At 56.6% G+C, this 22,403-nt stretch carries 22 protein-coding genes; 9 read left to right on the top strand and 13 right to left on the bottom strand.

What is annotated here, in order from left to right:
- Window positions 1–3: 3 nt before the first annotated feature.
- From NZ823_18120 to NZ823_18100, 5 genes are read right to left on the bottom strand one after another with little or no spacing between them, the layout of a single operon-like run.
- Complete coding sequence (locus NZ823_18120) at window positions 4–1,020, bottom strand: hypothetical protein (GenBank protein MCS6807041.1); 1,017 nt, start codon at window positions 1,018–1,020, stop codon at window positions 4–6.
- A 14-nt stretch (window positions 1,021–1,034) separates the two neighbouring features.
- Entirely contained in the window at window positions 1,035–1,577 is a 543-nt protein-coding gene (locus NZ823_18115; GenBank protein MCS6807040.1) for a hypothetical protein, read from the bottom strand.
- Between the two features lie 37 nt (window positions 1,578–1,614).
- Complete coding sequence (locus tag NZ823_18110) at window positions 1,615–2,562, bottom strand: energy transducer TonB (GenBank protein MCS6807039.1); 948 nt, start codon at window positions 2,560–2,562, stop codon at window positions 1,615–1,617.
- 2 nt (window positions 2,563–2,564) lie between these two features.
- Complete coding sequence (rsmI, locus tag NZ823_18105; GenBank protein ID MCS6807038.1) at window positions 2,565–3,437, bottom strand: 16S rRNA (cytidine(1402)-2'-O)-methyltransferase; 873 nt, start codon at window positions 3,435–3,437, stop codon at window positions 2,565–2,567.
- 9 nt (window positions 3,438–3,446) lie between these two features.
- Window positions 3,447–4,244: an AAA family ATPase gene (locus tag NZ823_18100; GenBank protein MCS6807037.1), complete on the bottom strand. Its 798-nt coding sequence runs from the start codon at window positions 4,242–4,244 to the stop codon at window positions 3,447–3,449.
- Window positions 4,245–4,301: 57 nt separating this feature from the next.
- Between NZ823_18100 and NZ823_18095 the strand changes: the two genes are divergently transcribed.
- Both NZ823_18095 and lysS read left to right on the top strand, forming a co-directional pair.
- Window positions 4,302–4,814, top strand: coding sequence for a tRNA (cytidine(34)-2'-O)-methyltransferase (locus tag NZ823_18095; GenBank protein ID MCS6807036.1), 513 nt, complete (start codon window positions 4,302–4,304; stop codon window positions 4,812–4,814).
- A 241-nt stretch (window positions 4,815–5,055) separates the two neighbouring features.
- A complete protein-coding gene (lysS, locus tag NZ823_18090; GenBank protein MCS6807035.1) occupies window positions 5,056–6,597 on the top strand; it encodes a lysine--tRNA ligase in 1,542 nt (513 codons plus the stop codon).
- A 162-nt stretch (window positions 6,598–6,759) separates the two neighbouring features.
- Here the strand turns inward: lysS and NZ823_18085 are convergent, their stop codons facing one another.
- From NZ823_18085 to NZ823_18070, 4 genes are all read right to left on the bottom strand, one after another.
- Complete coding sequence (locus NZ823_18085) at window positions 6,760–7,536, bottom strand: hypothetical protein (protein ID MCS6807034.1); 777 nt, start codon at window positions 7,534–7,536, stop codon at window positions 6,760–6,762.
- A gap of 15 nt (window positions 7,537–7,551) precedes the next feature.
- The gene (locus tag NZ823_18080; protein MCS6807033.1) at window positions 7,552–9,861 is read right to left on the bottom strand and encodes an ATP-dependent Clp protease ATP-binding subunit; all 2,310 of its coding nucleotides are present in this window, start codon (window positions 9,859–9,861) and stop codon (window positions 7,552–7,554) included.
- A 140-nt stretch (window positions 9,862–10,001) separates the two neighbouring features.
- Window positions 10,002–10,658: a nucleotide exchange factor GrpE gene (locus NZ823_18075; protein ID MCS6807032.1), complete on the bottom strand. Its 657-nt coding sequence runs from the start codon at window positions 10,656–10,658 to the stop codon at window positions 10,002–10,004.
- Between the two features lie 36 nt (window positions 10,659–10,694).
- On the bottom strand, window positions 10,695–11,549 hold the full coding sequence (locus NZ823_18070; GenBank protein ID MCS6807031.1) for a zinc metalloprotease HtpX: 855 nt from the start codon (window positions 11,547–11,549) through the stop codon (window positions 10,695–10,697).
- Window positions 11,550–11,720: 171 nt separating this feature from the next.
- Between NZ823_18070 and NZ823_18065 the strand changes: the two genes are divergently transcribed.
- The 3 genes from NZ823_18065 to NZ823_18055 all read left to right on the top strand — a co-directional run bounded on the left by NZ823_18065 (window position 11,721) and on the right by NZ823_18055 (window position 14,327).
- Window positions 11,721–12,323, top strand: coding sequence for a DinB family protein (locus NZ823_18065; protein MCS6807030.1), 603 nt, complete (start codon window positions 11,721–11,723; stop codon window positions 12,321–12,323).
- Between the two features lie 223 nt (window positions 12,324–12,546).
- Complete coding sequence (locus NZ823_18060; GenBank protein ID MCS6807029.1) at window positions 12,547–12,843, top strand: hypothetical protein; 297 nt, start codon at window positions 12,547–12,549, stop codon at window positions 12,841–12,843.
- The gene (locus NZ823_18055) at window positions 12,840–14,327 is read left to right on the top strand and encodes a sodium:solute symporter family protein (GenBank protein ID MCS6807028.1); all 1,488 of its coding nucleotides are present in this window, start codon (window positions 12,840–12,842) and stop codon (window positions 14,325–14,327) included. Before NZ823_18060 ends, NZ823_18055 begins: the two co-directional genes overlap by 4 nt.
- Before the next feature lie 498 nt (window positions 14,328–14,825).
- Here the strand turns inward: NZ823_18055 and NZ823_18050 are convergent, their stop codons facing one another.
- The gene (locus tag NZ823_18050) at window positions 14,826–15,326 is read right to left on the bottom strand and encodes a hypothetical protein (protein MCS6807027.1); all 501 of its coding nucleotides are present in this window, start codon (window positions 15,324–15,326) and stop codon (window positions 14,826–14,828) included.
- Between the two features lie 394 nt (window positions 15,327–15,720).
- Here NZ823_18050 and NZ823_18045 point away from each other — a divergent pair, with 394 nt between their 5' ends.
- From NZ823_18045 to NZ823_18030, 4 genes are all read left to right on the top strand, one after another.
- The gene (locus NZ823_18045; protein MCS6807026.1) at window positions 15,721–16,248 is read left to right on the top strand and encodes a tyrosine-type recombinase/integrase; all 528 of its coding nucleotides are present in this window, start codon (window positions 15,721–15,723) and stop codon (window positions 16,246–16,248) included.
- Between the two features lie 211 nt (window positions 16,249–16,459).
- A complete protein-coding gene (locus NZ823_18040) occupies window positions 16,460–16,669 on the top strand; it encodes a type II toxin-antitoxin system HicB family antitoxin (protein MCS6807025.1) in 210 nt (69 codons plus the stop codon).
- 2 nt (window positions 16,670–16,671) lie between these two features.
- Window positions 16,672–16,845, top strand: coding sequence for a type II toxin-antitoxin system HicA family toxin (locus NZ823_18035; GenBank protein MCS6807024.1), 174 nt, complete (start codon window positions 16,672–16,674; stop codon window positions 16,843–16,845).
- Window positions 16,846–17,017: 172 nt separating this feature from the next.
- Window positions 17,018–17,305 (top strand): hypothetical protein, encoded by a 288-nt coding sequence (locus NZ823_18030; protein ID MCS6807023.1) that lies wholly within the window; start codon window positions 17,018–17,020, stop codon window positions 17,303–17,305.
- 322 nt (window positions 17,306–17,627) lie between these two features.
- Here the strand turns inward: NZ823_18030 and NZ823_18025 are convergent, their stop codons facing one another.
- The 3 genes from NZ823_18025 to NZ823_18015 all read right to left on the bottom strand — a co-directional run bounded on the left by NZ823_18025 (window position 17,628) and on the right by NZ823_18015 (window position 22,108).
- Window positions 17,628–18,197 (bottom strand): transposase, encoded by a 570-nt coding sequence (locus tag NZ823_18025; GenBank protein ID MCS6807022.1) that lies wholly within the window; start codon window positions 18,195–18,197, stop codon window positions 17,628–17,630.
- A gap of 33 nt (window positions 18,198–18,230) precedes the next feature.
- The gene (locus NZ823_18020; GenBank protein ID MCS6807021.1) at window positions 18,231–18,434 is read right to left on the bottom strand and encodes a hypothetical protein; all 204 of its coding nucleotides are present in this window, start codon (window positions 18,432–18,434) and stop codon (window positions 18,231–18,233) included.
- Window positions 18,435–18,631: 197 nt separating this feature from the next.
- The gene (locus NZ823_18015; GenBank protein ID MCS6807020.1) at window positions 18,632–22,108 is read right to left on the bottom strand and encodes a right-handed parallel beta-helix repeat-containing protein; all 3,477 of its coding nucleotides are present in this window, start codon (window positions 22,106–22,108) and stop codon (window positions 18,632–18,634) included.
- Between the last annotated feature and the right edge of the window lie 295 nt (window positions 22,109–22,403).

Genomic DNA, 22,403 nt, shown 5'->3' with positions numbered 1-22,403 from the left:
TCATCATTGAAACAGCGTGGTACTGCGTTGACGTGTGACCATCTCGGTGATGGTCGCCACAGCTTCTTCCAAGGTTGAAGCGAATCTTCCCGGTTGAATCATCCGGTGCTCGTCGCCTCTGGGAGCCAGCGAGGCGTTTAAGCCCAACCCCAGCACCGGCGTCTGCACAGCAGCAGCCAGATTAGCGAGGCCTGGATCATCAGTGACCAGCAGCGTGCATGCTGCCATGGCCGCAGCCAGCTCTGGCATCGTCAATCCTTGTAGGGTAATTGCCTCAGCCACCTGCTTAGCGACTTGGCGAATGATTCTATCTTTTTTCAGATGACTCGCCAGCAGCAGTCGAACTGCTAGATCATGGTTCAGTCGCTCGCCAAGCGCAACGAACCAGTCGGGCGGCCACTGCCGCAATCCGTGAGCCGCTTGTGGATAAAGCCCAATCAGAAGCCGGTCGCGGTGGTAGCCTTTTTGCCGCAGTTGTTTATCAATGGCGTCGCGCACATCCAACGACAAGGGCAGAACAGGCCGACGCTGAGTAGGTTGTATGCCCCATGAGCGTATCAGGCCCAAGTAGCGTTCGAGCACGTGCTGCCGTGGAGCGCTTCTTGGTGGCCATACGTAGCCAAGCAGATTCGCAATCCGCATTGACGGGTGCAACGACCAATGCACGCGCGCCTGTGTCACTTTGGTCAACAGGCTGGTTGAGCTGTATGAAGGCAGGTCAAGCACCCAGTTGTACGATTGCTGGCGAAGGTATCGTGGTAGTCGCAGCCAACGATAGGCGCCCCACGGCGTGGCTAACTGGCGCAGGCGCTGCGTCGCAACGGGCACATACTCATCCATGAGTGAGGTCATAGCAACCGTTTCGCAGGCTGGCTCCGTAGCTAACAACGTCAGATGCGCTCGTGCGAATCGTTCACGCACGGCGTGCAAGGCTGGAAGACTGAGAATGACCTCGGCCAACGAGCCTAGATGAAGGATCAGAATACGGTGTGGCTCGCGCTGCAATGGTGGTATCGGCATGGATGACGACTCTGTTACGCTGGGCCGCCGGCCTGAGTTCGGCGCTGGGCGTAAACTCTGGTAGTGGTTGCGAATGATGGATAAGGTTGACCCGCGCCGAGCGTGTTGAGCTCGTGACGCAAAGACCGGATGAGCGCAGCCTTGACCAGTGACGCGAACCGCGTCGAGCGTGACGCCGTGTAATGTTCAACGAGCTGCATCATGCGTTGCCAGGCGGCTTCCAACTGATCGGCCAGACGCGCTACGCGCGTGATGTCGTACGGCACGGCGACGGCCTGCAACCCGATGCGCGCAAAGACCGAGAGGTAGCGCCCTGTCGCTCGATCAGGCAGCATCAGGCGACGTCGTCCGACTTTCAGCTCAATGCCGAGCAGCGTCTCATTGATCTGCACCGCGCTGGCCCCACGACTCATATTCAGTTGATAGCGCCGCGTGCGAATAGAGCGAATCTGTTCGCTGTAAAGCCGCGGAATCCACTGCTGGTCCAGCGCTCGTTTGATCTCCTGAACCACGTCTTGAACAGTCGCTTGACCGGGCGCCGCTGTCAGCTTGCTCATAGGTTGTAATCGTAGGCTGTTGGCGTAGCACAGTCAATCAGGGGCGTTGAGTCGGCATGACGCTCGTTGGCGGAGCGGGCAGGAAGCTGACTTCTTCTCGAAAAACGGCGTAGACAGGTTGGCCATTGAGACGAGCAGGAAGCGCCTTGTATTGGCTGACTGCCTCGATGGCCCGCTCATTCAACTCTGAATCAAAAGTGCGCAGCACGCGGATGTTGGTAAATTTGCCGGTGGGTGTTACCAAGGCTTCCACCAGGATGGAAGCAGCTCGCTGGCGCTTAATCTGCCCGCGTGGAGCAACCCGTTCAATGATGACAGGTGGCAGGAATTCGTCTTCATCTTTCAGTTCTAGTCTGGTGCCGTATTCATCCGTCGGGAAGGCCACATCAGTGGGGCGGTTCTGCAACTGATGCTCAGGCACAATCACGGCAGTCACAGTGAGCAGCAGCGTTCGATCCACGGTGGCCTGTTCTTTTCCCTGGGGTCCTACAAAAACGAGCGCGCCGAATCGCGCTCGACCGCCTCTGACAGCGCGGGTTTCATAGTTTTTCAGTCGCAGGTCGGCTTTCTCCAGCAAGTTGGTTTGATCGGCGGTAATTTTAATGCTCAGCGTAGCCAACGAGTCCGTCACTGCCACAGCCTGAAGCGCGATCATCAGCAGAGTGTCACCCAGTTGGGCAGCGTCGCGGAATCGCTCGCCAGGCATCAACCCAACCGAGCGAATGTGCCGCACGAGCAAGTCCTCCAGTCGGTAGTTTCGCTTCAAAAAGGTCGTCTCCCCTTCTGCGCTGTCAAACGTGTGCGGCAGTCGGAATTCGGATTCCAGCGGCTGCGAGGCAGCTTCATCATATTGATACAGCGCCAACGTGCAGTTGACACCATAGGCGCGTGCGCTTCTATGTTGACGAATGCCTGATTGCGAACTGACCGTTGTTGTCATTACCAACGCCACGATAATCGCCGTTGATGGTTTCATCAGTGCCATACTCATCCTCCATCATTGCGCTCTTGAGGCCGTTGTTGGATATAGGCGTGGTAAACGCTCTTCTTGCTCAGCCGACGCTCTTGTGAAACCTGTTTGATCGCTGCGTTGAGCGACAGCGCATTGGCTTGCATCAGCTCCATGACGCGCTGATAGATGCTCGATTGAACATGCGTCGTTGGCCGCTGGGATGGCGCCTCTGCCGTCGTCGCGCCGGCAACGACCAAGACGATTTCCCCTTTGATCGAGCGTTGGTGGAATTGCTCGGCTAATTCGCTCAAGTGCCCGCGGTGGAATTCCTCATGAAGTTTCGTCAGTTCGCGTGCGAGTACGACCTGGCGATCTCCCCAGACAAGCAGCATGTCCTTGAGGGCAGCTCGAATGCGATGCGGCGCTTCATAACAGATCAGCGTGTATGGCCACGACCGGAGCGCCTCCAGTTGGTTGCGCCGCGCGCTCTGTCTGGCTGGAAGAAAGCCGATGAAGAGAAACGGTTCGGCTGAGATGCCTGCCGCCATTAACGCGGTGATCAGCGCCGAAGGGCCGGGAATCGGCACAACGCGAATATTGTGGGCGATAGCCTGCTGGATCAACGTAAGGCCGGGATCAGCGATCGTCGGCGTGCCGGCATCGCTCACTAGCGCAACGCTCCTGCCGGCTTCCAGTTGTTCAATCAGGTAGCGAGCGCGCTGCCGCTCATTATGTTCGTGATAGCTGATCGTCGGCGTGGCAATTTGGTATCGCGTCAGCAGCTTTCTGGTTTGCCGCGTATCTTCACACGCAATCAGATCAACCTCTCCCAGGATGCGCACAGCCCGGTAGGTGATGTCTTCCAGGTGGCCAATCGGCGTGGCCACAACGTAGAGCGTTCCCGCCATAATTGCCGGTCATTTTTCTTCCAGCTTTTTCATACACAGTTCGGTGATGGCTCTCGCCAAATGCTGGTAAGTGATGTGCACGGGAGTGCCCGCCGGCGGGTTGGCCAGCAGATAATCGGTGACGGCATAGGTGGCCGCCATCTGACAGGCTGCTTCCACATCCATCCCGCTGAATCCATTCGCCAGCTCCGCCAATCGCTCCAGGTCAACATCGTCGGCCAGCGGCCGCTCCCGCAGATAGATGTGCAAAATTTCTTTCAGCATCTGATGGTCTGGCAGCGGCAATTCCACCGACTGCGTGAATCGCCCGTGACGACGGAATATCGGATCAATCGCTTCAATTTGCGCGCTGGCGCCGATGACCACGACCTGCGCATGCGGCTCCAAGCGATCCAGCAACGTCAGCAAATCCGCTGCAATGTGTTTCTCCGTCTCTGTTGTTACAAACGCATGTCTGGAGGCGATGTGCTCCAGCTCGTCAATGAAAATGATAGCCGGTTGACTTTGCAATGCTTGTTCAAACAGCTTGGGCAAATAAGGGTCTTCGTGGTGGAAATACCGGCTCAGAATTTCCGGGCCGCTGGTCGAGAGAAACGTCATCGGCATCGTTTCCGTCAAGAGTTGTTCCATCAGCGAACAGCTCATGTTGGCCGGACCTGAGAGCAGAATCACGCGGGGTGGAGCGATGCCCAATGACTCAAACATCGGCGCGTGCGCCAACGCCAGCCGAATCATCTGCCGGAGGCGCTCGATTTCGTGCTTCAACCCATTTCCTTTGTCATAAGCCGATGGCCGCGAATTGCCCATAAACCGATGACCATTTTATACTACCCCGTTAAACGGCATCAACGTGGACGAGCCAAAATGCCAGACAATCCAAGTCAGATCACATCGGCAACGGCTATCGCATCATCATCGGCGCGGCTGCACGTGGCGCTTATCGAGCCGGAGATTCACCCCAATACGGGCAACATTGCCCGCTTGTGCGCTGCCAACGATGTCACCTTGCATTTGGTCGGGCGGCTTGGCTTTCGCATTGATGATAAAGCGGTGCGGCGCGCTGGGCTTGATTATTGGCCTTACGTTGACCTGCGTCGGCATCACTCGCTGGAGGAATTTTACGCAGCTTTGCCGCAGGCGCGGTTTTACTACTACACCACCAAAGCGACGAAGCCCTACACGTCGGTCACGTACCAGCCGAACGATTGCCTGGTGTTTGGTAGTGAAACGAGCGGACTGCCACGCCATTTACTCGAAGCAAACTGGGATCGTGCTTTGAAAATTCCTATGCGCTCGCCACACGTGCGAAGCCTCAACCTGGCCACCGCAGTGGCCATCGTGCTGTATGAGGCGCTACGGCAGATCGAGTCGTTTTGATGATGCGTTCCATGTTCCCGCTGTTGATGCAAGCCGTTGTGTGACCGCCGACGCCCCTACAAAGAACGTGGTCTTTCCCTGCACAATCGGTAATTAGTTTCTCAGACGCGCGCGTCCGGGACATGGCAGGCTTCACCTCAAAGCTGACAAACCCTGGATCGTTTGATACTATTGCCGCTCATCGTTCGACCTTTTCCCACAAGGAGGCCTGATCGTGGCAGAGGAAGAAAATGAATTAACGATGCAGCGCCGGAAAAATTTTGAAGCCATCGTGGAGCTTGGTTTTGACCCGTACCCTCACCGATTCGACCGCAGCCACACGATCACGCAGATTGTTCAGCAGTACGGTCAATATGCCGGCGCCCACTCAACCGAGGTATTGGCCCAGTTCAACCAAACGCTCAATGCTGTGAGCGTGCGCGTAGCCGGGCGCATGATGACCAAACGATTGATGGGCAAGGCCGGATTTGCGCATCTTTCTGATGGCGATCACCGCTTACAAATCTACGTGCGCCGCGACGACGTGGCCGAGCGTGAGTGGGATTTGTTCAAGCGCCTGCTCGATCTGGGCGATATTATCGGCGCTGAAGGCTATTTGTTTGTCACCAAAACAGGCGAGCTTTCTGTTCATGTGCAACAGCTTCATTTTCTTGCCAAGGCTTTCCTGCCTTGGCCGGAGAAGTGGCACGGCTTGCAAGATGTTGAATTGCGCCATCGCCGTCGCTATCTGGACTTGATGGTGAATCGCAGCTCGCGCCAAGTGTTCATCAAACGCGCGCACATCATTCGCGCGATCCGCTCGTTCTTTGACGAACGCGGGTACGTGGAAGTTGAAACGCCGATGCTCTCGCCGCTGGCTACAGGCGCGGCAGCTCGACCCTTTGTGACTCATCATAACGCGCTGGATATTGACTTATACGCGCGGATTGCGCCGGAATTGTATCTGAAGCGACTCGTCGTGGGCGGATTTGAAAAGGTCTATGAGCTGAATCGGAATTTCCGCAACGAAGGTCTATCCATCCGTCACAATCCGGAATTCACCATGCTGGAGTGGTATCAAGCCTACAGCAGTTACGAAGACCTGATCGAACTCACGGAAGAGTTGCTGACGCACGTTGCTCACGCAGTCAACGGCTCATTGGAATTTGTATACGACGGCCAACACATCAGTTTGGCGCGGCCGTGGCGACGACTGACGCTGACCGAAGCGATTGTTCAGTATTGGCCTGCCGACATGCCGCGTCCGACGCCGGATCAGTTGTGGGACCCGGCTCAGCTCGACGCGCTCTTACGCGCGACGGCGTGCCATGCTGACTTTCAGGCCAGCGTCGGCCAGAAAATTGCGAAGCTGTTTGAGCACGTGGCCGAGCCGCACTTAATTCAACCGACATTCATCACCGAATTTCCGACCGCGATGAGTCCGCTGGCCAAACAGAGCGAAACTAATCCCGATGTCACCCACCGATTTGAGTTGTATATCGCCGGCATGGAACTGGCCAATGCCTTTTGCGAGTTGAATGATCATGAAGAGCAACGTCGTCGCTTTGAAGAGCAGATGCAGAGACGTCAACGTGGCGACGAAGAAGCTATGGTCATGGATGAGGATTACGTGCGGGCGCTGGCCTATGGAATGCCGCCGACAGCCGGCGAAGGGCTTGGGATTGATCGTTTGGTCATGCTATTGACCGATCAAAAATCCATTCGAGATGTGATCTTGTTTCCCCACATGCGACCGGAAGGATCGCCTGCCAGAGCCGGTAATGCCGACGACGCCGCTGGTTGACGTCCTCGTATGTTGGAGCAGGTGACGCTGCGCGCGCAGAGACGCCCGCAGAATGGGAATTTAGTTGCATAGATTGTTCGCGGTGACGCCACGCGCGCAGAGACGACCGCCTGGCTCTGCTCGCCAGCTCATTCGATATGGCGTTTCTTCGGACTATTGGCCTTACTTGATTTTGTCGGCATGTTCTGGCTTGTCGAACAGCCGCGGGTCAATCTGTTGATTGAAGCTGACCGAATCGTAGGCAATACGGCTCGATTGAACCCCGTCTTTGTACTGGTCAATGCGCACCGGCCAGAGGACGCCATCGAACTCGCGATAGAGGAAGAACCGCTGTTCTTCTTTATCCTGAAACACGATGCGGACCGGCTTGTGCGTCAGCGGGTCAACATACAACTCGATGACTTCCTCGCTTCCGTCGGCCAATGGGAAACGGATCTGCACGCCACGGCCGCGTTGGCGGGGCCACAGCTCTTTCTCGCCCAGGTCGCGTAGCGTCACGTCAGGTTGGCGGCTTCGGCGCAGCACATTGTCCAGGTTGCGGCGCAAGGCCCGTTGGATCATCTCAATTTGTTCAGGCTTTTGATCGCGCACCGCTTTTTGTTCGCCATCGTATATCCAGCCGGTGTCGGCCACATTAGTCTGGATATAGCGTTTCTTACCTTTGCCGAACTCCGTGCGTTCACGGTCAGGATAGACGATGTAATCAACGAAGTCGGAGAAGGCGACCAGATCGCCCTTGGGATTGAACTGGGAAAACTTCCCTTTGCCGATCATGGTGCGAACATTGAGCAACGCTTGGCCGCCCATTGACTGAATGGCCATCTCCAGCACGGCGCGCGCCTGCGCGTCGGCGCGGCTCTGTACAGGTTGCGGTTCTGAATCAGGCAGTGGGAGTCCCAGCAGCAATAGACACGAGAACCATGACAACAGATGTTTCATGATGCTGGGAAGGCTTCACCGGTTACCGAGCAAGTCGGAGCCAAGCGCCGGCGTCGTTTCCCACGCCGGTTCGCCAGGCAGAACGACCAGCTCACCCCCTTGAGCGTCTACAGTGAATGCTCGGTGCTCTTTCCACATCAGCGTGATGGGCAACTTCACTCGCTCATCAATCGTGCGCTTCAGATACCGCGCGCCGAAGGCTTCTGAGTAACCGAGGTTGACGATTTGATCCAGACCGGCTTCGGTCACCGTTAACGATTTGTCGAACCGTCGCATTTTTTGTTCGATGCTGCCCAGGTACATCTGTGCGATCTGCCGAACCTCATCGCGCGTCAGCGGTGAGAAGACAACGATTTCGTCAAGCCGGTTGCGAAACTCCGGCGAGAACCGCTCTTCGGCTGACTTCAAGATTTCCCGTTTGATCGCCGCCTGTTCAGCTTGGTCCTGAGGAGCAAATCCCAGCGGTTTCAGATGGCGCTTGTATTTCTCGCTGCCCAGATTGGATGTCATGATGACGATCGCATCGGATAGATAAACGCGCTTCCCGCGACCGTCGGTGATCCAGCCTTCATCGAAGGCTTGCAGGAAGATGTTGAGCAAGTAGGTGGAGGCTTTTTCAATTTCATCCAGCAGCAGCACCGTGAACGGATTATCGCGCAGTTTCTCGGTCAACAGCCCGCCACGTTCGCTGCCTACGATGCCACGCGGCATGCCGATCAGCTTCTCGACGCCGATCGTGCCGTCCTGATATTCCGAACAATCAATGCGGATCATCTTCTGTTCATCACCGAACATAAATTCGGCGACCGCTTTGGCCAGTTCGGTTTTGCCCACACCGGTCGGACCGAGAAACAGCAACACGCCATCGGGCCGATAGTAATTTTCCTTAAGCGGCCCTTTATTGAGGCGCAGCCGTCGGGCCACCGCGTTGATAGCCTCCGTTTGTCCGACGACGCGCCGGGCCAGCGCCTGTTCCATGTCTTTGAATCGCTCGGTCACATCGCGGAAGATCATATCGCGTGGGATGCGGGCGTCTTGTGAGATGACCTCAATGACGTGTTCCGGTCGCACCAACGCCAAATCACCCTGACTGATCTCCACCTTGACCGACGCCGTGTCGAGCCACCCGATCACTTTGTCTGGCAAGTGCAGATTGCGGATGTAGCGGGGCGCCATTTCCAGCGCCGTGTCAATCGCTTCATTGGAAATCGTCACCGAGTAATTCCGCTCCAATCGTGGCTTGACGCCCATCAGAATCTGTCGCGTTTCATCCAGCGTCGGCTCTTCAATCTTGACCAGACGGAAACGCCGGGCCAACGCTTCATCTTCGGCAATGTATTCTTTGTATTCATTCATCGTCGTTGCGCCGATGATGCGAATTTCACCGCGCGCCAGACTTGACTTAAAGATGTTGGCTGCGTCGTTAGAGACGCCGAGCGCTGCGCCAGCGCCGATGATGGTATGCGCTTCGTCAATGAACAAGACAATGTTCTCGCGTTCTTTGACTTCGTTGATGATGCCGTGCAGGCGCTCTTCAAACATGCCCCGCAACATGGTTCCAGCCACGACGCCGGACATCTGCAACCCGACCAGGTGAATATTACGCAATCGTGGCGGCAGTTTGTCGCTCTCAAATTCGATCATGCGGGCTAAGCCCTCCACAACGGCTGTCTTGCCGACCCCCGGCTCACCAACCAGCATCGGCGAGTTCGCCCGTTCGCGATGGCAGAGAATCTCGATAATCTGTCGCAGTTCGCGTTGTCGGCCGATCATCGGCGGGATTTTGTCCTGTCGCGCCAGCCGATTGAAGCTGATGCCGAAGTGTTTGAGATATGGCGGCAACTCATAACGTCGCTTGTAACGTTCTTCAGTTTCTTCACGGGTATTAACCCGCGTCATGATTTTCTTCAGCACCAGTTCTGGATCAGCGCCCAACTGCCGCAGTAGGTCTACCGGCGCGCCCTGGCGACTTTGGAACAACCCGACGAACAAATCAGCCGCGTCAACTTCTTTGCGGCCTCGTTGACGAGCTCGATCGTAGGCGATGCGCAAGACCGACTGGCCTGATGGATGCATCCGCATGCCGCGCCCGGTATATTGCTTGGGTAGTTGAAGCGCTTGATGCAGCGCGCGAATGACCACTTCGGGGTCTAGATTCAGGCTCTGCATCACCTCGTTGAACAGGCTCCGTTCGACTTCAATCAGAGCCATAAAAATATGTTCAGGCCCGATGAAATTATGGTCGTGCTGGCGCGATTCTTCCATCGCGCGTTGCATCACCCGCTTGCCACTTTCAGAAAATTGATAAGGTCCAAGGTCAATCATCGGTGCAACCTCCGCCGGTATTATAAAAGCAAAAGAGAAAACATAAAAGCTGAAATTTTGCTCAGGCCGACGCCGCAGCGCGTGCGCCTGGCGCGCTGGCTCGATGGTTTGTCACCATGGGTGACGTGTTTCATCGCTCCTCACTCTGTGTGGCTGCACTGCCCGACACGCACGCGCGCCGGACGGATGAGCACGGCATCGCCGAGCCGATAGCCTGGCTGTATCACCTCGACGATCTGTCCGTCGCGTTCCGGCTCGACCGCCACCGATTCAACGGCTTCGTGAAACCGTGGATCGAATGGCTCGCCGGGAGAGCCGATCAACACGACGCCGAAGGCTTGCAGGTGCCGCTCAAACATCGCCGCGGTAACTTTCAAGCCATCCAACAGAGCGTCAAAATTGCGCGTCGCTTCAGCCGCTTCAATGGCCCGCTTGAGATTGTCCAACACATCCAGCATCGGCCCGACAAACTGGCTCTTGCTTTGCTCCACTTGCTCTTGCATGTTGCGGCGCAACCGCTCTCGAATGGCCTCCAGTTCGGCATCCATTTGCTGACGCGCCTGCCGCATCTGTTCGGCGTATTCCAGTAGCCGCGCTTCGCCGGCCTGCAACTTGCTCTGGAGTTCTTCAACGTATGACGGGTACCGCGGCGGTTCCGGCAACAGCTCGCCCGTCGGTACATCCTCGTCAAGCAATCGCCGGAAACGACGCTTATCTACCACTCGTGGTTTGTCATCTCCGGCGTCTCCGTTGATGCTCGATCGTTCACGTCCATTCGTTGGATTGGTTGGTTCCATAGGATGATTCTCCATGCGAGCCTCGCTCAGATAGAATTACTCCCACATTGATTGGGGCGCATGACCGATCAGTCGCTCGATACGATCACGTGTGGGAGGATGTGTGCGAAACAGCGACATCAGGCCATCGCCGCGCAATGGGCTGACAATCATCATGTGCGCTGTGGCGGGATTGGCGTTGTGCATAGGAATTTGTGTTGCCCCACGCTCCAGCTTTTCCAGCGCCCGAGCCAGCCCGTAGGGACTGCCGGCCAATCGCGCGCCAGTAGCGTCAGCCTCAAACTCGCGCGCCCGCGAAATGGCCATTTGCACCAGCATCGCTGCCAGCGGGGCCAGCAACAAAAACAGCATGCCGCCCAGTGGACCCAGCGCGCTGCGACTGCCACCGCGTCGGCCACCCGTGAAGTAAAACATACGGGCTAACATCGTCAACGCCCCGGCAACGGTGGCTGCAATGGATTGAATCAGGATGTCACGATTCTGCACGTGTGCCAGCTCGTGAGCTAAGACGCCCTCCAATTCGTCTCGGTCCAGCATCTGTAACAAGCCCTGCGTGACGGCCACCACCGCGTTCTGCGGGCTGCGTCCGGTGGCAAAAGCATTGGGCGACTGGCTCGGAATCAGGTAAATTCGCGGCATGATCAACCTGTTTCGCTCGACCAACCCTCTCATGATGGCGTACACTTCGGGCAACTGCCGCTCGCTGACCGGCTGCGCGCGATAAGCCGCCAACGCAAGTTTATCAGAGAAAAAGTATGCGCCCAGATTCATCATGGCAGCCATGACCAACGCTGCCACCATGCCCTCCTGACCAGCAATCAGATCGCCGCCGAGAATGAACAAGCCTGTCATCAATCCCAGCAGCAGCGCCGTTTTCAAATTATTCCCCATCAACTGCCCCCTATTTTGTTCTCTCCTTCGATGCTCAGTGTCCGGCTATGATTATACACCAGTCATTGCCGATTGGCATCCGGGTAGGGCAGGCTTGCTTGTCGGCATCCGGTAAGGGCAGTACAATGTCGCCTCTCGGGTTTTCAATCAACCGTGTAGCGGGAGGATCGCATGAGAGATTTTTGCCAACTGATCTTTGCCTTCACTCTACTGCTCGTTGGCAGCGTCGCCATCGGATTAGCTCAGGATAAAACAGCGCCGGCCACGCAGCCGATGCCTGAGAAAAAAGTTGTGCCAGAACCATCCCAGGTCGGCGGATTCCGCGCTGAATACCTGCGGCAAATTGACGACGTCCAAGCGAAAGTTGTCAAGCTTGCTGATGCTGTGTCAGCCGATAAATACACATGGCGTCCGGCAGAGGGGGTGCGCTCTATTAGCGAGGTGTATATGCATCTGGCAGCCGCCAATTTCTTCATCCTGCGCGCGCTCGGCATTGCGCCGCCGGAAGGAACCATGCCGGGCCGCGAGATGGAAAAGGTGACCGATAAGAATAAAGTGCTCGACACGCTGAAGGCCTCGTTCGATCATGTGCGCAAATCGGTCATGAAGATGTCTGACGCCGATATGGACAAAGCAGTCAAGCTGTTTGGCCGCGATAGCACCCATCGTGAGGCGCTGATGATTCTGCTCAACCACATGCACGAGCATCTGGGACAATCCATCGCCTACGCCCGCATGAACAAAGTGACGCCGCCCTGGTCAGAAGGACGTTAAGCCACATCGTTGCGGCAAAGGCACTGCGCTCACGATCGGTCAATCGTGGACGGCGAACAGTAGCAATTAGCTTCAGCGCTGGCGTCACCGATGATAAAGGTTGAGCATGGCGCTTCACAGAACAATCCGGCAAGGAGCTTAAGGAGCTTCTGGAAAAATTGACGGTACGGATGATGAAAGTTGACCGTTGCGCTCACGATAGTCCCGACTTGTTGACTGTGGCATGAACGATCAGAACCAACATCCTATTTTTTCTTCAGCAACCGGCCGCGCCGATAGTGGCTTGGTTCAACGGCGTTGGATTTGGTTGGTGTACCTCGCGCTGTTTGCAGTGGCCATTCCCTGGTATTTGCCGTCAGATTCAACGCCGCCGATTTGGTTTGGACTGCCTTATTGGGTCGTCGTCTCATTACTTGCCACCATTGGCATCGCGTGCTTCACGGCCTTTGTGGTGCATCGTTACTGGAAAGATGATGACGAGGCGAACAGTGCATCACGCCGGCAGGAGGAACCATCATGAACCTTACTTTCGGCTGGGGCGTGGCCGTGGTGATCGGCCTCTACTTACTCATGATGGTGGTAGCCGGCTATGTCGCTCGGCGTGCGCGCCGCAATCACTCGCTGACGGATTTTTATTTGGCGGGAAAAACGCTGGGCCCATTTGTGCTCTTTCTGACGCTCTATGCGACCCAGTACAGTGGCAACGCGCTAGTCGGATATCCGGGCGAAGCCTACCGGATCGGCTACGCCTGGATCATGAGCGTCGGCTTCATGATGGCCATCATCGTCATCTATTTGCTGTTTGCGCCACGCTTGCACCGCCTGGCCAAGCAATACAATTACGTCACACCGGGGGATTGGATTGAGCACCGCTTTGGTTCACCGGCCTTGACGTGGTTCGCCAATGGGTTGTTTGTCATCACGCTCTCCAATTACCTGCTGGCCCAACTGATGGCCATGGGACATGTCGTGGCCGGATTATCAGGCAATGCCGTGCCCTACTGGGTTGGCGTGGTGGTTCTCACATTGACGGTTGCCATGTACGAGACAATGGGCGGCATGCGGGCGGTAGCGTGGACCGATTGTGTGCAAGGCTTGATGCTGCTGATCGGGCTGCTTGGTATGTTAATCGCGGCTACGCCCGGACCAGATCATTTGCGTGTGACCACCGAATGGATTATGGCGCATCAACCACACAAGGCGGCCGTGCCTTCACTTGAAATGTGCAGCACGTGGTTGAGCACGACGTTGCTTGTCGGTTTTTCTGCCGCTGTCTATCCGCAAGCCATTCAGCGCATCTATGCTGCACGCAATGCAACCACGCTGAAACGCTCGCTCAGCATGATGGTCTTCATGCCGCTGGTGACCATGTTGGTGGTTTATTTGATCGGCATCTTGAGCATTCCGCACTTCGCCAGTTTGAAAGGCGTGGCCGCCGATCAAGTCATGCCGCTGCTGGTGCGGGAATGGGCTCATCAGTCGCCGTGGATGTACGTGATGGGCGCGCTTGTTTTCACCGGCACACTCGCTGCAATCATGTCCACTGCCGATTCAGTGCTGCTTAGCTTGTCATCCATCCTTGCCAAGGACTGCCTCGGCAAAACCGTGCTCAAACACGCTCCCGAAGAGCGGCTGACACGAATTGGCAAATACCTATCGTGGGGTATCGTCGGCGTCCTGATCCTGTTGGCACTCGTGCCGCGTATCACTTTGTGGGGCTTGACGGAGCTGAAGATGGAAGTGTTGGCGCAAGTGTCGCCCATGTTCATCCTGAGCTTGCTCTGGCCGCGCTTGACCGCGCGCGCTGCCTTGACCGGCATGGTGGTTGGTGTTGGACTGTCGCTCGGTTTAGCAGCGGCTGGCTATCCAAAATTGGCCGGTTTTCATGCTGGGCTTATTGGCTGGGTCGTCAATCTGCTGTTGTGTGTTGGACTCTCTTATCTGCCGGCGATGCAACCCAGGGCCGCGGCTGCCTCACGCTCGGAAGTTCAAACGTCCGGGTGATAACAGGGAAACGCTTATGCACCCACAACCCGCTTGACCGACGATTGCTGCCTGACCAATGAGCATCACAATGGCAACGGCTGACAATTTGACTCCACAAGCAAGGGTTGTTGCTCGTTCAGCTTGAAGCTGAGGATGCCTTGACCCTCTCGTTCGTCAGGTCTGAATCCACAGCATTGTGGTGTTGCGCGCTCAGCTCACCGCTGAGCAGCGGCTTCGCGTCACGATGTCGCAATCCATCCAACGCTCGATGAGAGCGATTTGTGAATGAGTTTACGCTAGGGCGCGCGGCTTGCAGCGTGCATCAGCCCGCAACAAGATGCGGGGCAACCAGGCTAAGTGCAATTGAAAATCGCTTTAGGTGATTGGGAGGGATTGAAGATTAACTCATTGGAGCATGGTCTCACTCAGCTCGTGTGATTAATGACCTCTGCGTTAATCGAACAATCCCTTGCTGGTTGAGGAGTTCAGTGGTGAACCAAAGAATTTCGAGCGGTTCTAATTCACATTGGCGTATGACAGGTTCCGTTCGTCAACCGTCACCGTTCCACCACCGGTTTGGCGCCACTGCATGCGAATCTGGTGAGGGCCTAAACCGACGTTCTGGGCAAGGAAACTCATCGAGTGCGCTTCACGAGTGGTTGTTGAATCAAACGTCAATTCATTCGGTGGGATCACATTGCCGTCAACGAGGCAGCGTACCTGCAATCGCGTGGCAGCGTTGCTGACAAAAGACTCGGCTGAGAACGTGATCAGAAGATCACCTGTGCGAATGAACGATGTAGTGATGGACATATTGGGGATGTCCACGAAAGCACCTGATCCGGTTGAGACGTTGTTGCTCGCGTTAACGGCGCCGCCCGTGGCCGGTGCGCCTTGGAACGGTTCAGCCGCGGCTGAATGAGCCAGTCGTTGATTGGACAACCACAACACGGCTGCTAAGGCGACCAGGCCAATTGTAATGGTGACGGCAACGGCAAAGCTTCGATTGTTCTGCATAGTTCCTCCTTTAGAAGAGATTTTGGATTTCGGGCCGCGCGTAGCTTACTACACCGACAGGCCAGAAGAAAGTGAACAGTGTTCAATTTTCAAAAATCGTATGGCCAGCCATGCAGGCTCACGCTCACGACGCTCGCTATCATTGCTCATGATGAACTACTGCCGCGGCCAACCTCTCCCACGCGACCCCAATTGGCTTGATCTGGAGAAAGGAAATCACCATGAACACAACCTTCCACGTCAGTCTGTGGGAGTAGGTGAGAGGACCTGCGCGACCGGTTGGTGCAAGTGTACAGGTCAACGCTTGACTTTGTTATAGCCACTGGCTAGCATCGCGACCATCTGAAGTGTTGAACGCACACCGATGGCAGTAGCGGGTCGCAAATGAGGTTTTATGACGAAACTGGCAGCCCATGGGGATGTTGCACACAGCCGGTCATCGCTTGGGCGGACAAAGTGGCGGCTGGCAGTGGCCGGTGGTTTGGTTCCATTGCCCGATGCACTGGATCGGAAGTATCCAAACGCCTCTGGTGAATGGCGCTGGCAGTGGATGTTGCGGCAGAGGCATCCGCGGAAGAATTGCTGGAGGAGTGAGCAAGAGCGCCATCACGTTGATGAGTCCATCGTGCAAAAGGCGTTCAAGCGGGCAATTGAGAAGGCGCGAATGGCAAGCTTCGATAGCGCGAAGCTCGTATCCTTGCAAAAGGCGTTCGAGCAGGCCGTGGAGAAGGCAGGATTGACAAAAAGGGCAACCTGTCACACACTGAGACATTCATTTGGCATGCATCTGATCGAAGCGGGCTATGGCACCGGGGTGGTGCAAGAGTTTGTCGGCCACAAGGATGTGCTGATGACGATGATCTACACGCACGTGTTGAACCGTGGTGGAAAAGGCGTTCGCAGTCCGGTTGACACGTTGTAACCGGAATGCAACGGTGTGCTGTGTGGAAACCATATAACACTCCGAAGAAGCTGGAAAAACAAGATGAGATCATTGGCAGCACAGAATGTGAGAAGCAACACTGGAGTTTTAGGCTGCTAGAACGCGGCCTAAAGGTGATAATAGAAACTGTCTAATCAGGAGTTGGGCGCAAGGGGTGTCACGATGTAGAATTGCAATGGAGGTGGACAATATGAGAATTTTTCCAGCGGTTGTTGAAAAGTGTCCTGATACTGGTTTGTACATTGGCTATGTGCCAGGTTTCCCAGGTGCTCACACGCAAGCAGAAACACTGGATGAACTACAAAAAAACCTCCGCGAAGTCATTGAAATGCTGCTGGAGGATGGTGAGCCAGTGCTGGAAGCCGAATTCATTGGTACACAAATGGTGATGGTTGCCTAACAATGGGTAAGTACCCCCTTCTCAAGCCTCACGAAGTAGTAGCAATCTTGGAAAAACTTGGCTTTGTTCAAGTGCGCCAAAGAGGTTCACACAAGCAGTATCGGCATCCAGATGGTCGGAGTACAACCGTCCCTTTTCACAAAGGACGAGACATTTCACCGATTCTGCTACGGTAGATAGCCAAAGACATCGGAGTTGCCTTAGAAGAGTTGTTGAAGTACAGATGATTCGCAGCTTCCCAATTGGGATTGCGCCTAACAAGCGTTTCCAGCCAACAATGTTCCATGCTGCGGCTGGAACGCGAGCCGTTAGGCGCGACGAACCGGTGGTCGGCACTGCGAGCCGCGATTGAACGTACTGCGGTGGGTGAAACCGTCCGCGACCTATATCGCTATCGTGTTCGGCGTCGGGTTTGCTCTCGGTCCGATCTGCGTTGTGTGGTTGGAGCCACGCCTCGGTGTGCGGACGGCGGAGCTGATCGAAGCTCCTTTCATGCTTCTGGCGGTCATCTTGGCAGGGCGGTTGGTCGGCCGGCGGCTGTGCGCCGGCTACAGCCACGCGGCCCGTCCCGGATTTCTGTACGCGTATGACAGCAGAACCGAACATCACTGGAAACGAATCGCCGAAACGTGCTAACTGATTTTTCTATCCGTTGGAACCTTTCATCCGTTGGCAGCGGTTTTCCCGATGAGATCGCCCATGGAGGAAAAGTGCCAACGGTTGCCGTTTTGTCGGAAGCAAACTCTTAGAGCGATTTTCAATTGCCTTTAGCTTGGGGGCTCCGCATCCTTGCGGGCTGATGCACGCTGCATGCGTGCGCTCCCAAGACAAACTCACTGAAATTACGCAATGTCAAGAAACGGTTACAACCAAGGGAGATGGTCTGGGATGGGGTGACGGAATAACCGGCGCTTGAAGCCATAGATCGTGAGCCCTTGAGCAAAGGCCATCTGTTGTGTCAAACCACAGAGCCACCAATTCCATGTGCAGATGAACGATCTGGGCCTGGGCCTTGCCTGCCCGGCAACTCCCCAATCCAATTCCTGTTTGCGCAGACGAAAGGTTTCTTCGACTGTCTGACTTGATAGTGCTGTTTGATCTGCGCCGGGGTCAGCCTCAGCTCATTGGTGACCCAGAAGCGGCGCCCATCTTTGATGACTCTCACTAGGTGAGGCACGTGCCTCAGGTGACCGTCGGTGTGACCAAACCGATGCGACCAGCGATGACGAATCGAGTGGCCATCCACTGTGCGATGGCTCTTGAGCTGAGCCACAGAGCGCCAAATCAGGTCATCGAGCCGATTCAACAGCACCGCCGCCGCATACCAACTGCCGAAGACGACATGGGTTGGCGTCAGACCCGCTTGCGCCGCCGTCTGGATCAACTCAAGCGCGAAGCTGATCTTCGATGGGTCGCCTGTGCGCCACCGTCGCAACCCGATCGGCACTTTCCAGTGGCCATCGGTCCAGATCAATAACACCGCTTGCATCCCTGTGACGACTTGATTCAATCCTCCACACCAAACCAAACCGACGGTCTCCGCCTTCTTCGCCCACCGTTGTCAACGGGTATCATCGAGCATCAAGTCGCCGCCTGCCTGCACCGACCGACAAGCCATGCCTGTCCACAGTTGTCCTGACCGGGACAACCCGGCTTGCAGCAAACGACTCAATGTGTCGTGGGATACCCACGGGCGCAGCGCCGACAGGGATAAACAGGTCGTTCGTGTGTCGCAGTAGATCAAGCCGATCAAGTATTGCTTCAAGTGCAGGGGTGAGTGAGTCGAATCTTATTCATAGCATCAACACTCTACACCTCTTACTCACTGCTGCGAAATCCCAGCCGTCCTCTCCGTAGGCACCGTGCAACAGGGGGAACACAACATCCACTGCTGACGCTTAAGAAACGCGACCTTCGCCATTGAAGCCCACGAGAGGATGGTCTTTTGAAGGTCAATTGGTATCATTTTGGCTTAATCAGGAAGCGCAGGTAGGCGGGACAGACATCTGCCTGAGCATCTTGTAGTGCCTGTTGGGGCAATCGCTGTCCGTTCCGCTCCATCTCGTTCTCGCTCCCTGTCAGCACACCCGTGAATTCCGCAGCCGGACCGGATGAAAGCTCTAACGCCACATCAACCAACTCAACTCCCATACCGACATTCCACAACTTGACCGTCCGATCCGCAGAGCCCGATGCCAGAAGCTTTCCATCCCGACTGAAGGCAACGGAGCGGACCAAATTGGTATGCCCGCTAAGCGTGCGCACGAGATTGCCCGTCCCTACATCCCACAACCGGACCGTTTGATCATCGGACCCCAATGCCAAAAGCTTCCCATCCGGACTGAAGGCGACGGAGCTAACCCCACCTGTATGCCCGCTGAGCGTGCGCACCAGAGCTCCCGTCGCTACGTCCCACACCCTAACCGTCTGATCCCCGTACCATGACCCTGATGCCAGAAGCTTCCCATCCGGACTGAAGGCGACGGAGCTAACCCCACCCGTATGCCCGCTGAGCGTGCGCACCAGAGCTCCCGTCGCTGCGTCCCACAGCCGAACCGTCCCATCCAAGAACCCTGACCCTGACCCTGACGCCAAAACCTTCCCATCCGGACTGAAGGCGATGGAGCTGACCCAAGCGGTATGCCCACTGAGCGTGCGCACGAGATTGCCCGTCCCCACATCCCACACCCGGATCGTTTGATCCCCGGACCCCGAGGCCAGAAGCTTCGTACCCGGACTGAAGGCGACGGAGTTGACCCAATCGGTATGCCCGCTGAGCGTGCTCGTCACCAAGCAAGGAAGTTGAGGCAGGAAAACGCCCCACAGGGCGTGGTCGGTGATCGTGTTACCCTCAAGAATAAGCGTCGCCGAATCCCTGGCCAGCGCGCCAGCCAATCCACCGTAAAGCTTCATCCGCTGAAGTCGTGCGCCCGCCCGCCCGCTGACTTTCACATTGAGCCCATCGCCGGTGACCTCCGTGCCCTCCATCACAAGCCACGCATTCTCTCCGACATCGAGGCCGATCAGACCTCCCTGGATCGTGCCGTCCATGGCGGTCACGCGAACCGTTCCCCTCAGAGAGAGCCCAACCTCGGCTCCCGCCAACGCCGAATCTGTGAGATCGAGCGCCAGCTCGGCCGATCCCGCAAGCCGCACGGCCGTTTTGCCCGCCACAATCTCGACACCTTCTATAGTGAGCGAACCGGAGGAAGAAAATGACAGCCCATCGCCCCCAGCCTCGATGCTCACACCAGTGAGGGCTAGATTCCCTGAGCCATCGAAGGCGAAACCGCTACCGCTAGCAGCAGCAATCGCCGAATCCTCCACAACGGCTGTGGCCGATCCAGTGAAAGCCAATCCCGCCTCCCCGGCGAACTGGACATGGGCAGTGGTAAGCTGGGCTTGATCGCGAGCGCGAAGAGTCGTCCCACGAGCGCTGGATAAACGGATCGGCGCCATTTCCGTACCCTCCAGGGAAACACGAGCTGATCCAGCCATCTCCAGCGCTGGCGCAGCACTGAGGTTCTCAAGCACTGCCGACGCTATTGTGAGTGACCCGCTTTGGGCAGAGACCGTGGCTGCTGTCGCCGCGGATTGTGTTGTGAGCCTCATATTCTCCACGCGCATTTGAAAGCCTTCGCCTTGAACAACAAGCACGGGTCGGCTCAAATCCTGCCCCCGAAGCAGCGTCTGAGGCCCGACGCCTCGGAGCGTCAGAGGCTTATCGAGCACCAAATTCACGCTGTAGAACCCGGCGCTGATGACGATGACATCTCCCGGCTGAGCAGCTCTGACGGCATCCTCCACACTGGAGAAGTCCTGAGGCACACGCAGCGTATCCGAGCGAGCTTCCACCACCAATGTTCGCTCGGCGGAAGCCGTCATGCCCAAGGCGTCTGTTACCGTCAGGCGAATGGTGTAGCGTCCCTCGGAAGCATACGTGTGCTGGATGGTCGGTTGATTCGCCTGCCGTTCCGTCCCGTCGCCGAAGTTCCAGACGTAGCGGGTGAGGGCGCCATTCGGACTGGAGGAACCTGAAGCGTCGAAGGTCACCCGCTGAGCAGGACGTGGGGTTTGGGGTGTGAACGTGAATCGAACCGAGGGAGGTTGGAGTCGAATGTACTCAATTTGTGCCGAGAGCGAGGCCACATTGCCCGCCCGATCTCGCACTTGAGCGGACACGGTCTTGCGACCGGAATCGGCATTTCCACCGAATTGCGAAAGGTCCCAAATGGCCTTCTCTGCGGCGAAGGGCTCCCAGGGCGACCAGGTCTGCCCATCGTTAGAGAATCGCATCTCGGCCAATCCGCTCGCTGCATCCTGAACCTGAAGCGTGAGGGCGACCCGCAGCTCCGTCGTCTGCCGCGCTCCCCGATTGATCAGCAGCGTGCCCGACGGCGGCGTGCGATCAAACCGAAGCGTGCCGCGAGCGGCATTCAGATGACTCCGATTTCCCATCCCATCTTCAAGCCAAACGAAGACGGGTCGCTCTCCTTCCGATGGATTCTCGAGGACAAGCGGCTTCTGGGCGATCTCCCGACGTATTCCATCGGTAGCGCTCGCAGGCGCAGCGCCCAGCTTGAAGAAGTAAGCGACGATGCCCGCCAGGTCCACCGAATCCTCCCACGTAATTTCAAATCGCCCTTGATTGGTCCACTCGGCTGGAGTGACCACGAGGTTCTGCGGAGGAGGGGGTGGAGTCTGATCCAAGAGGTCTGGGCGATTCTGCGCACGGCCGCAGAGATTCTGACCGTTGGCAAAGATGGCGTTGTTGGAGCCAAGAAGCTGAGAGCGATCATCAGCTTTCACCCCACAGCCCAGATTACCCGTGATCACATTCTCCCGCACTTCCACGCGATCGGCGTCCAGAGCCTCTACGCCGTCCCGATTGTCGCGAATCCGGTTCGCGGTGAACCGAAAAGCCCCTCGCAACCCCACGAAGACACCAATCGTGTTCCCCCGGATCAAGCAGCCGCGCGCTTCTCCAGCTTGAGTTGCCTCGATGAAGAGCCCTTCGCCCTGATTCCCGCGCACAATGAGGTTTGAGAGCGTGGGATTATTCCCCCTGGGTTCGATCTGAACCCCCCGCGCGCCCCCCGTCACGGTGAGACTGCTCACGCGCACATTCGATTCACGCACGAGGACAACTGGCTCATCCGAAAATCGCGCTTGCACAATGACCTTCTCCGGGTCTTCCCCGCGAAGGATGAGGCCTTGCTTTGTAATGACCAGATTCTCTGTATAGGTCCCGGCCTGAACGAGGATCGTGTCGCCGGGACTTGCCCGACCGATAGCTTCCTGTATTGAGCTGTAAGGACAGCCCTGCGCGCACACCAGAAACGTCTCCGCCCGCGTCGAGAGACCGGCCAAGAGAAGCCAATCGGCCAACAGGCAGAGAACCACAACCAAGAAGATCCTATGCGTCGTCGGGGAGATCATTTTTCCCTCCTTTCGGGTGCTCCCCACTACGCCACCCGACGTTTCTCAAACCTGCGGCGTTTATCTTGCACCCATGCGCCTTGCGCTGTCAAGCTGAATTTTTTTGGAAGCCTCCTGTTGGGAGAACGAAAGCGCCTCAGGGGAAGCCTAATCCAAAATCGCCGTCAAGTCTTGGCAAAAGGTACCCGGCTGATGAGTCCACACCGGCAGATGCTCTTCATTGGTGGGTGAACAACCTCGCACGATCCGGCTTGACAATCTCATTCGGTTTTTGCACACGAGCGCGACATTTCCC

The sequence above is a fragment of the Blastocatellia bacterium genome (assembly GCA_025054955.1).
GTDB lineage: Bacteria > Acidobacteriota > Blastocatellia > HR10 > J050 > JANWZE01.
This window is presented reverse-complemented; position numbering and strand designations above follow the sequence as displayed.

What these genes read in the sequence shown, in the direction of transcription:
- NZ823_18120 (MCS6807041.1), bottom strand. Translation starts at nt 1,020, where the DNA reads ATGCCGATACCACCATTGCAGCGCGAGCCACACCGTATTCTGATCCTT.
- NZ823_18115 (MCS6807040.1), bottom strand. Translation starts at nt 1,577, where the DNA reads ATGAGCAAGCTGACAGCGGCGCCCGGTCAAGCGACTGTTCAAGACGTG.
- NZ823_18110 (MCS6807039.1), bottom strand. Translation starts at nt 2,562, where the DNA reads ATGGCACTGATGAAACCATCAACGGCGATTATCGTGGCGTTGGTAATG.
- rsmI (MCS6807038.1), bottom strand. Translation starts at nt 3,437, where the DNA reads ATGGCGGGAACGCTCTACGTTGTGGCCACGCCGATTGGCCACCTGGAA.
- NZ823_18100 (MCS6807037.1), bottom strand. Translation starts at nt 4,244, where the DNA reads ATGGGCAATTCGCGGCCATCGGCTTATGACAAAGGAAATGGGTTGAAG.
- NZ823_18095 (MCS6807036.1), top strand. Translation starts at nt 4,302, where the DNA reads ATGCCAGACAATCCAAGTCAGATCACATCGGCAACGGCTATCGCATCA.
- lysS (MCS6807035.1), top strand. Translation starts at nt 5,056, where the DNA reads ATGCAGCGCCGGAAAAATTTTGAAGCCATCGTGGAGCTTGGTTTTGAC.
- NZ823_18085 (MCS6807034.1), bottom strand. Translation starts at nt 7,536, where the DNA reads ATGAAACATCTGTTGTCATGGTTCTCGTGTCTATTGCTGCTGGGACTC.
- NZ823_18080 (MCS6807033.1), bottom strand. Translation starts at nt 9,861, where the DNA reads ATGATTGACCTTGGACCTTATCAATTTTCTGAAAGTGGCAAGCGGGTG.
- NZ823_18075 (MCS6807032.1), bottom strand. Translation starts at nt 10,658, where the DNA reads ATGGAACCAACCAATCCAACGAATGGACGTGAACGATCGAGCATCAAC.
- NZ823_18070 (MCS6807031.1), bottom strand. Translation starts at nt 11,549, where the DNA reads ATGGGGAATAATTTGAAAACGGCGCTGCTGCTGGGATTGATGACAGGC.
- NZ823_18065 (MCS6807030.1), top strand. Translation starts at nt 11,721, where the DNA reads ATGAGAGATTTTTGCCAACTGATCTTTGCCTTCACTCTACTGCTCGTT.
- NZ823_18060 (MCS6807029.1), top strand. Translation starts at nt 12,547, where the DNA reads ATGAACGATCAGAACCAACATCCTATTTTTTCTTCAGCAACCGGCCGC.
- NZ823_18055 (MCS6807028.1), top strand. Translation starts at nt 12,840, where the DNA reads ATGAACCTTACTTTCGGCTGGGGCGTGGCCGTGGTGATCGGCCTCTAC.
- NZ823_18050 (MCS6807027.1), bottom strand. Translation starts at nt 15,326, where the DNA reads ATGCAGAACAATCGAAGCTTTGCCGTTGCCGTCACCATTACAATTGGC.
- NZ823_18045 (MCS6807026.1), top strand. Translation starts at nt 15,721, where the DNA reads ATGACGAAACTGGCAGCCCATGGGGATGTTGCACACAGCCGGTCATCG.
- NZ823_18040 (MCS6807025.1), top strand. Translation starts at nt 16,460, where the DNA reads ATGAGAATTTTTCCAGCGGTTGTTGAAAAGTGTCCTGATACTGGTTTG.
- NZ823_18035 (MCS6807024.1), top strand. Translation starts at nt 16,672, where the DNA reads ATGGGTAAGTACCCCCTTCTCAAGCCTCACGAAGTAGTAGCAATCTTG.
- NZ823_18015 (MCS6807020.1), bottom strand. Translation starts at nt 22,108, where the DNA reads ATGATCTCCCCGACGACGCATAGGATCTTCTTGGTTGTGGTTCTCTGC.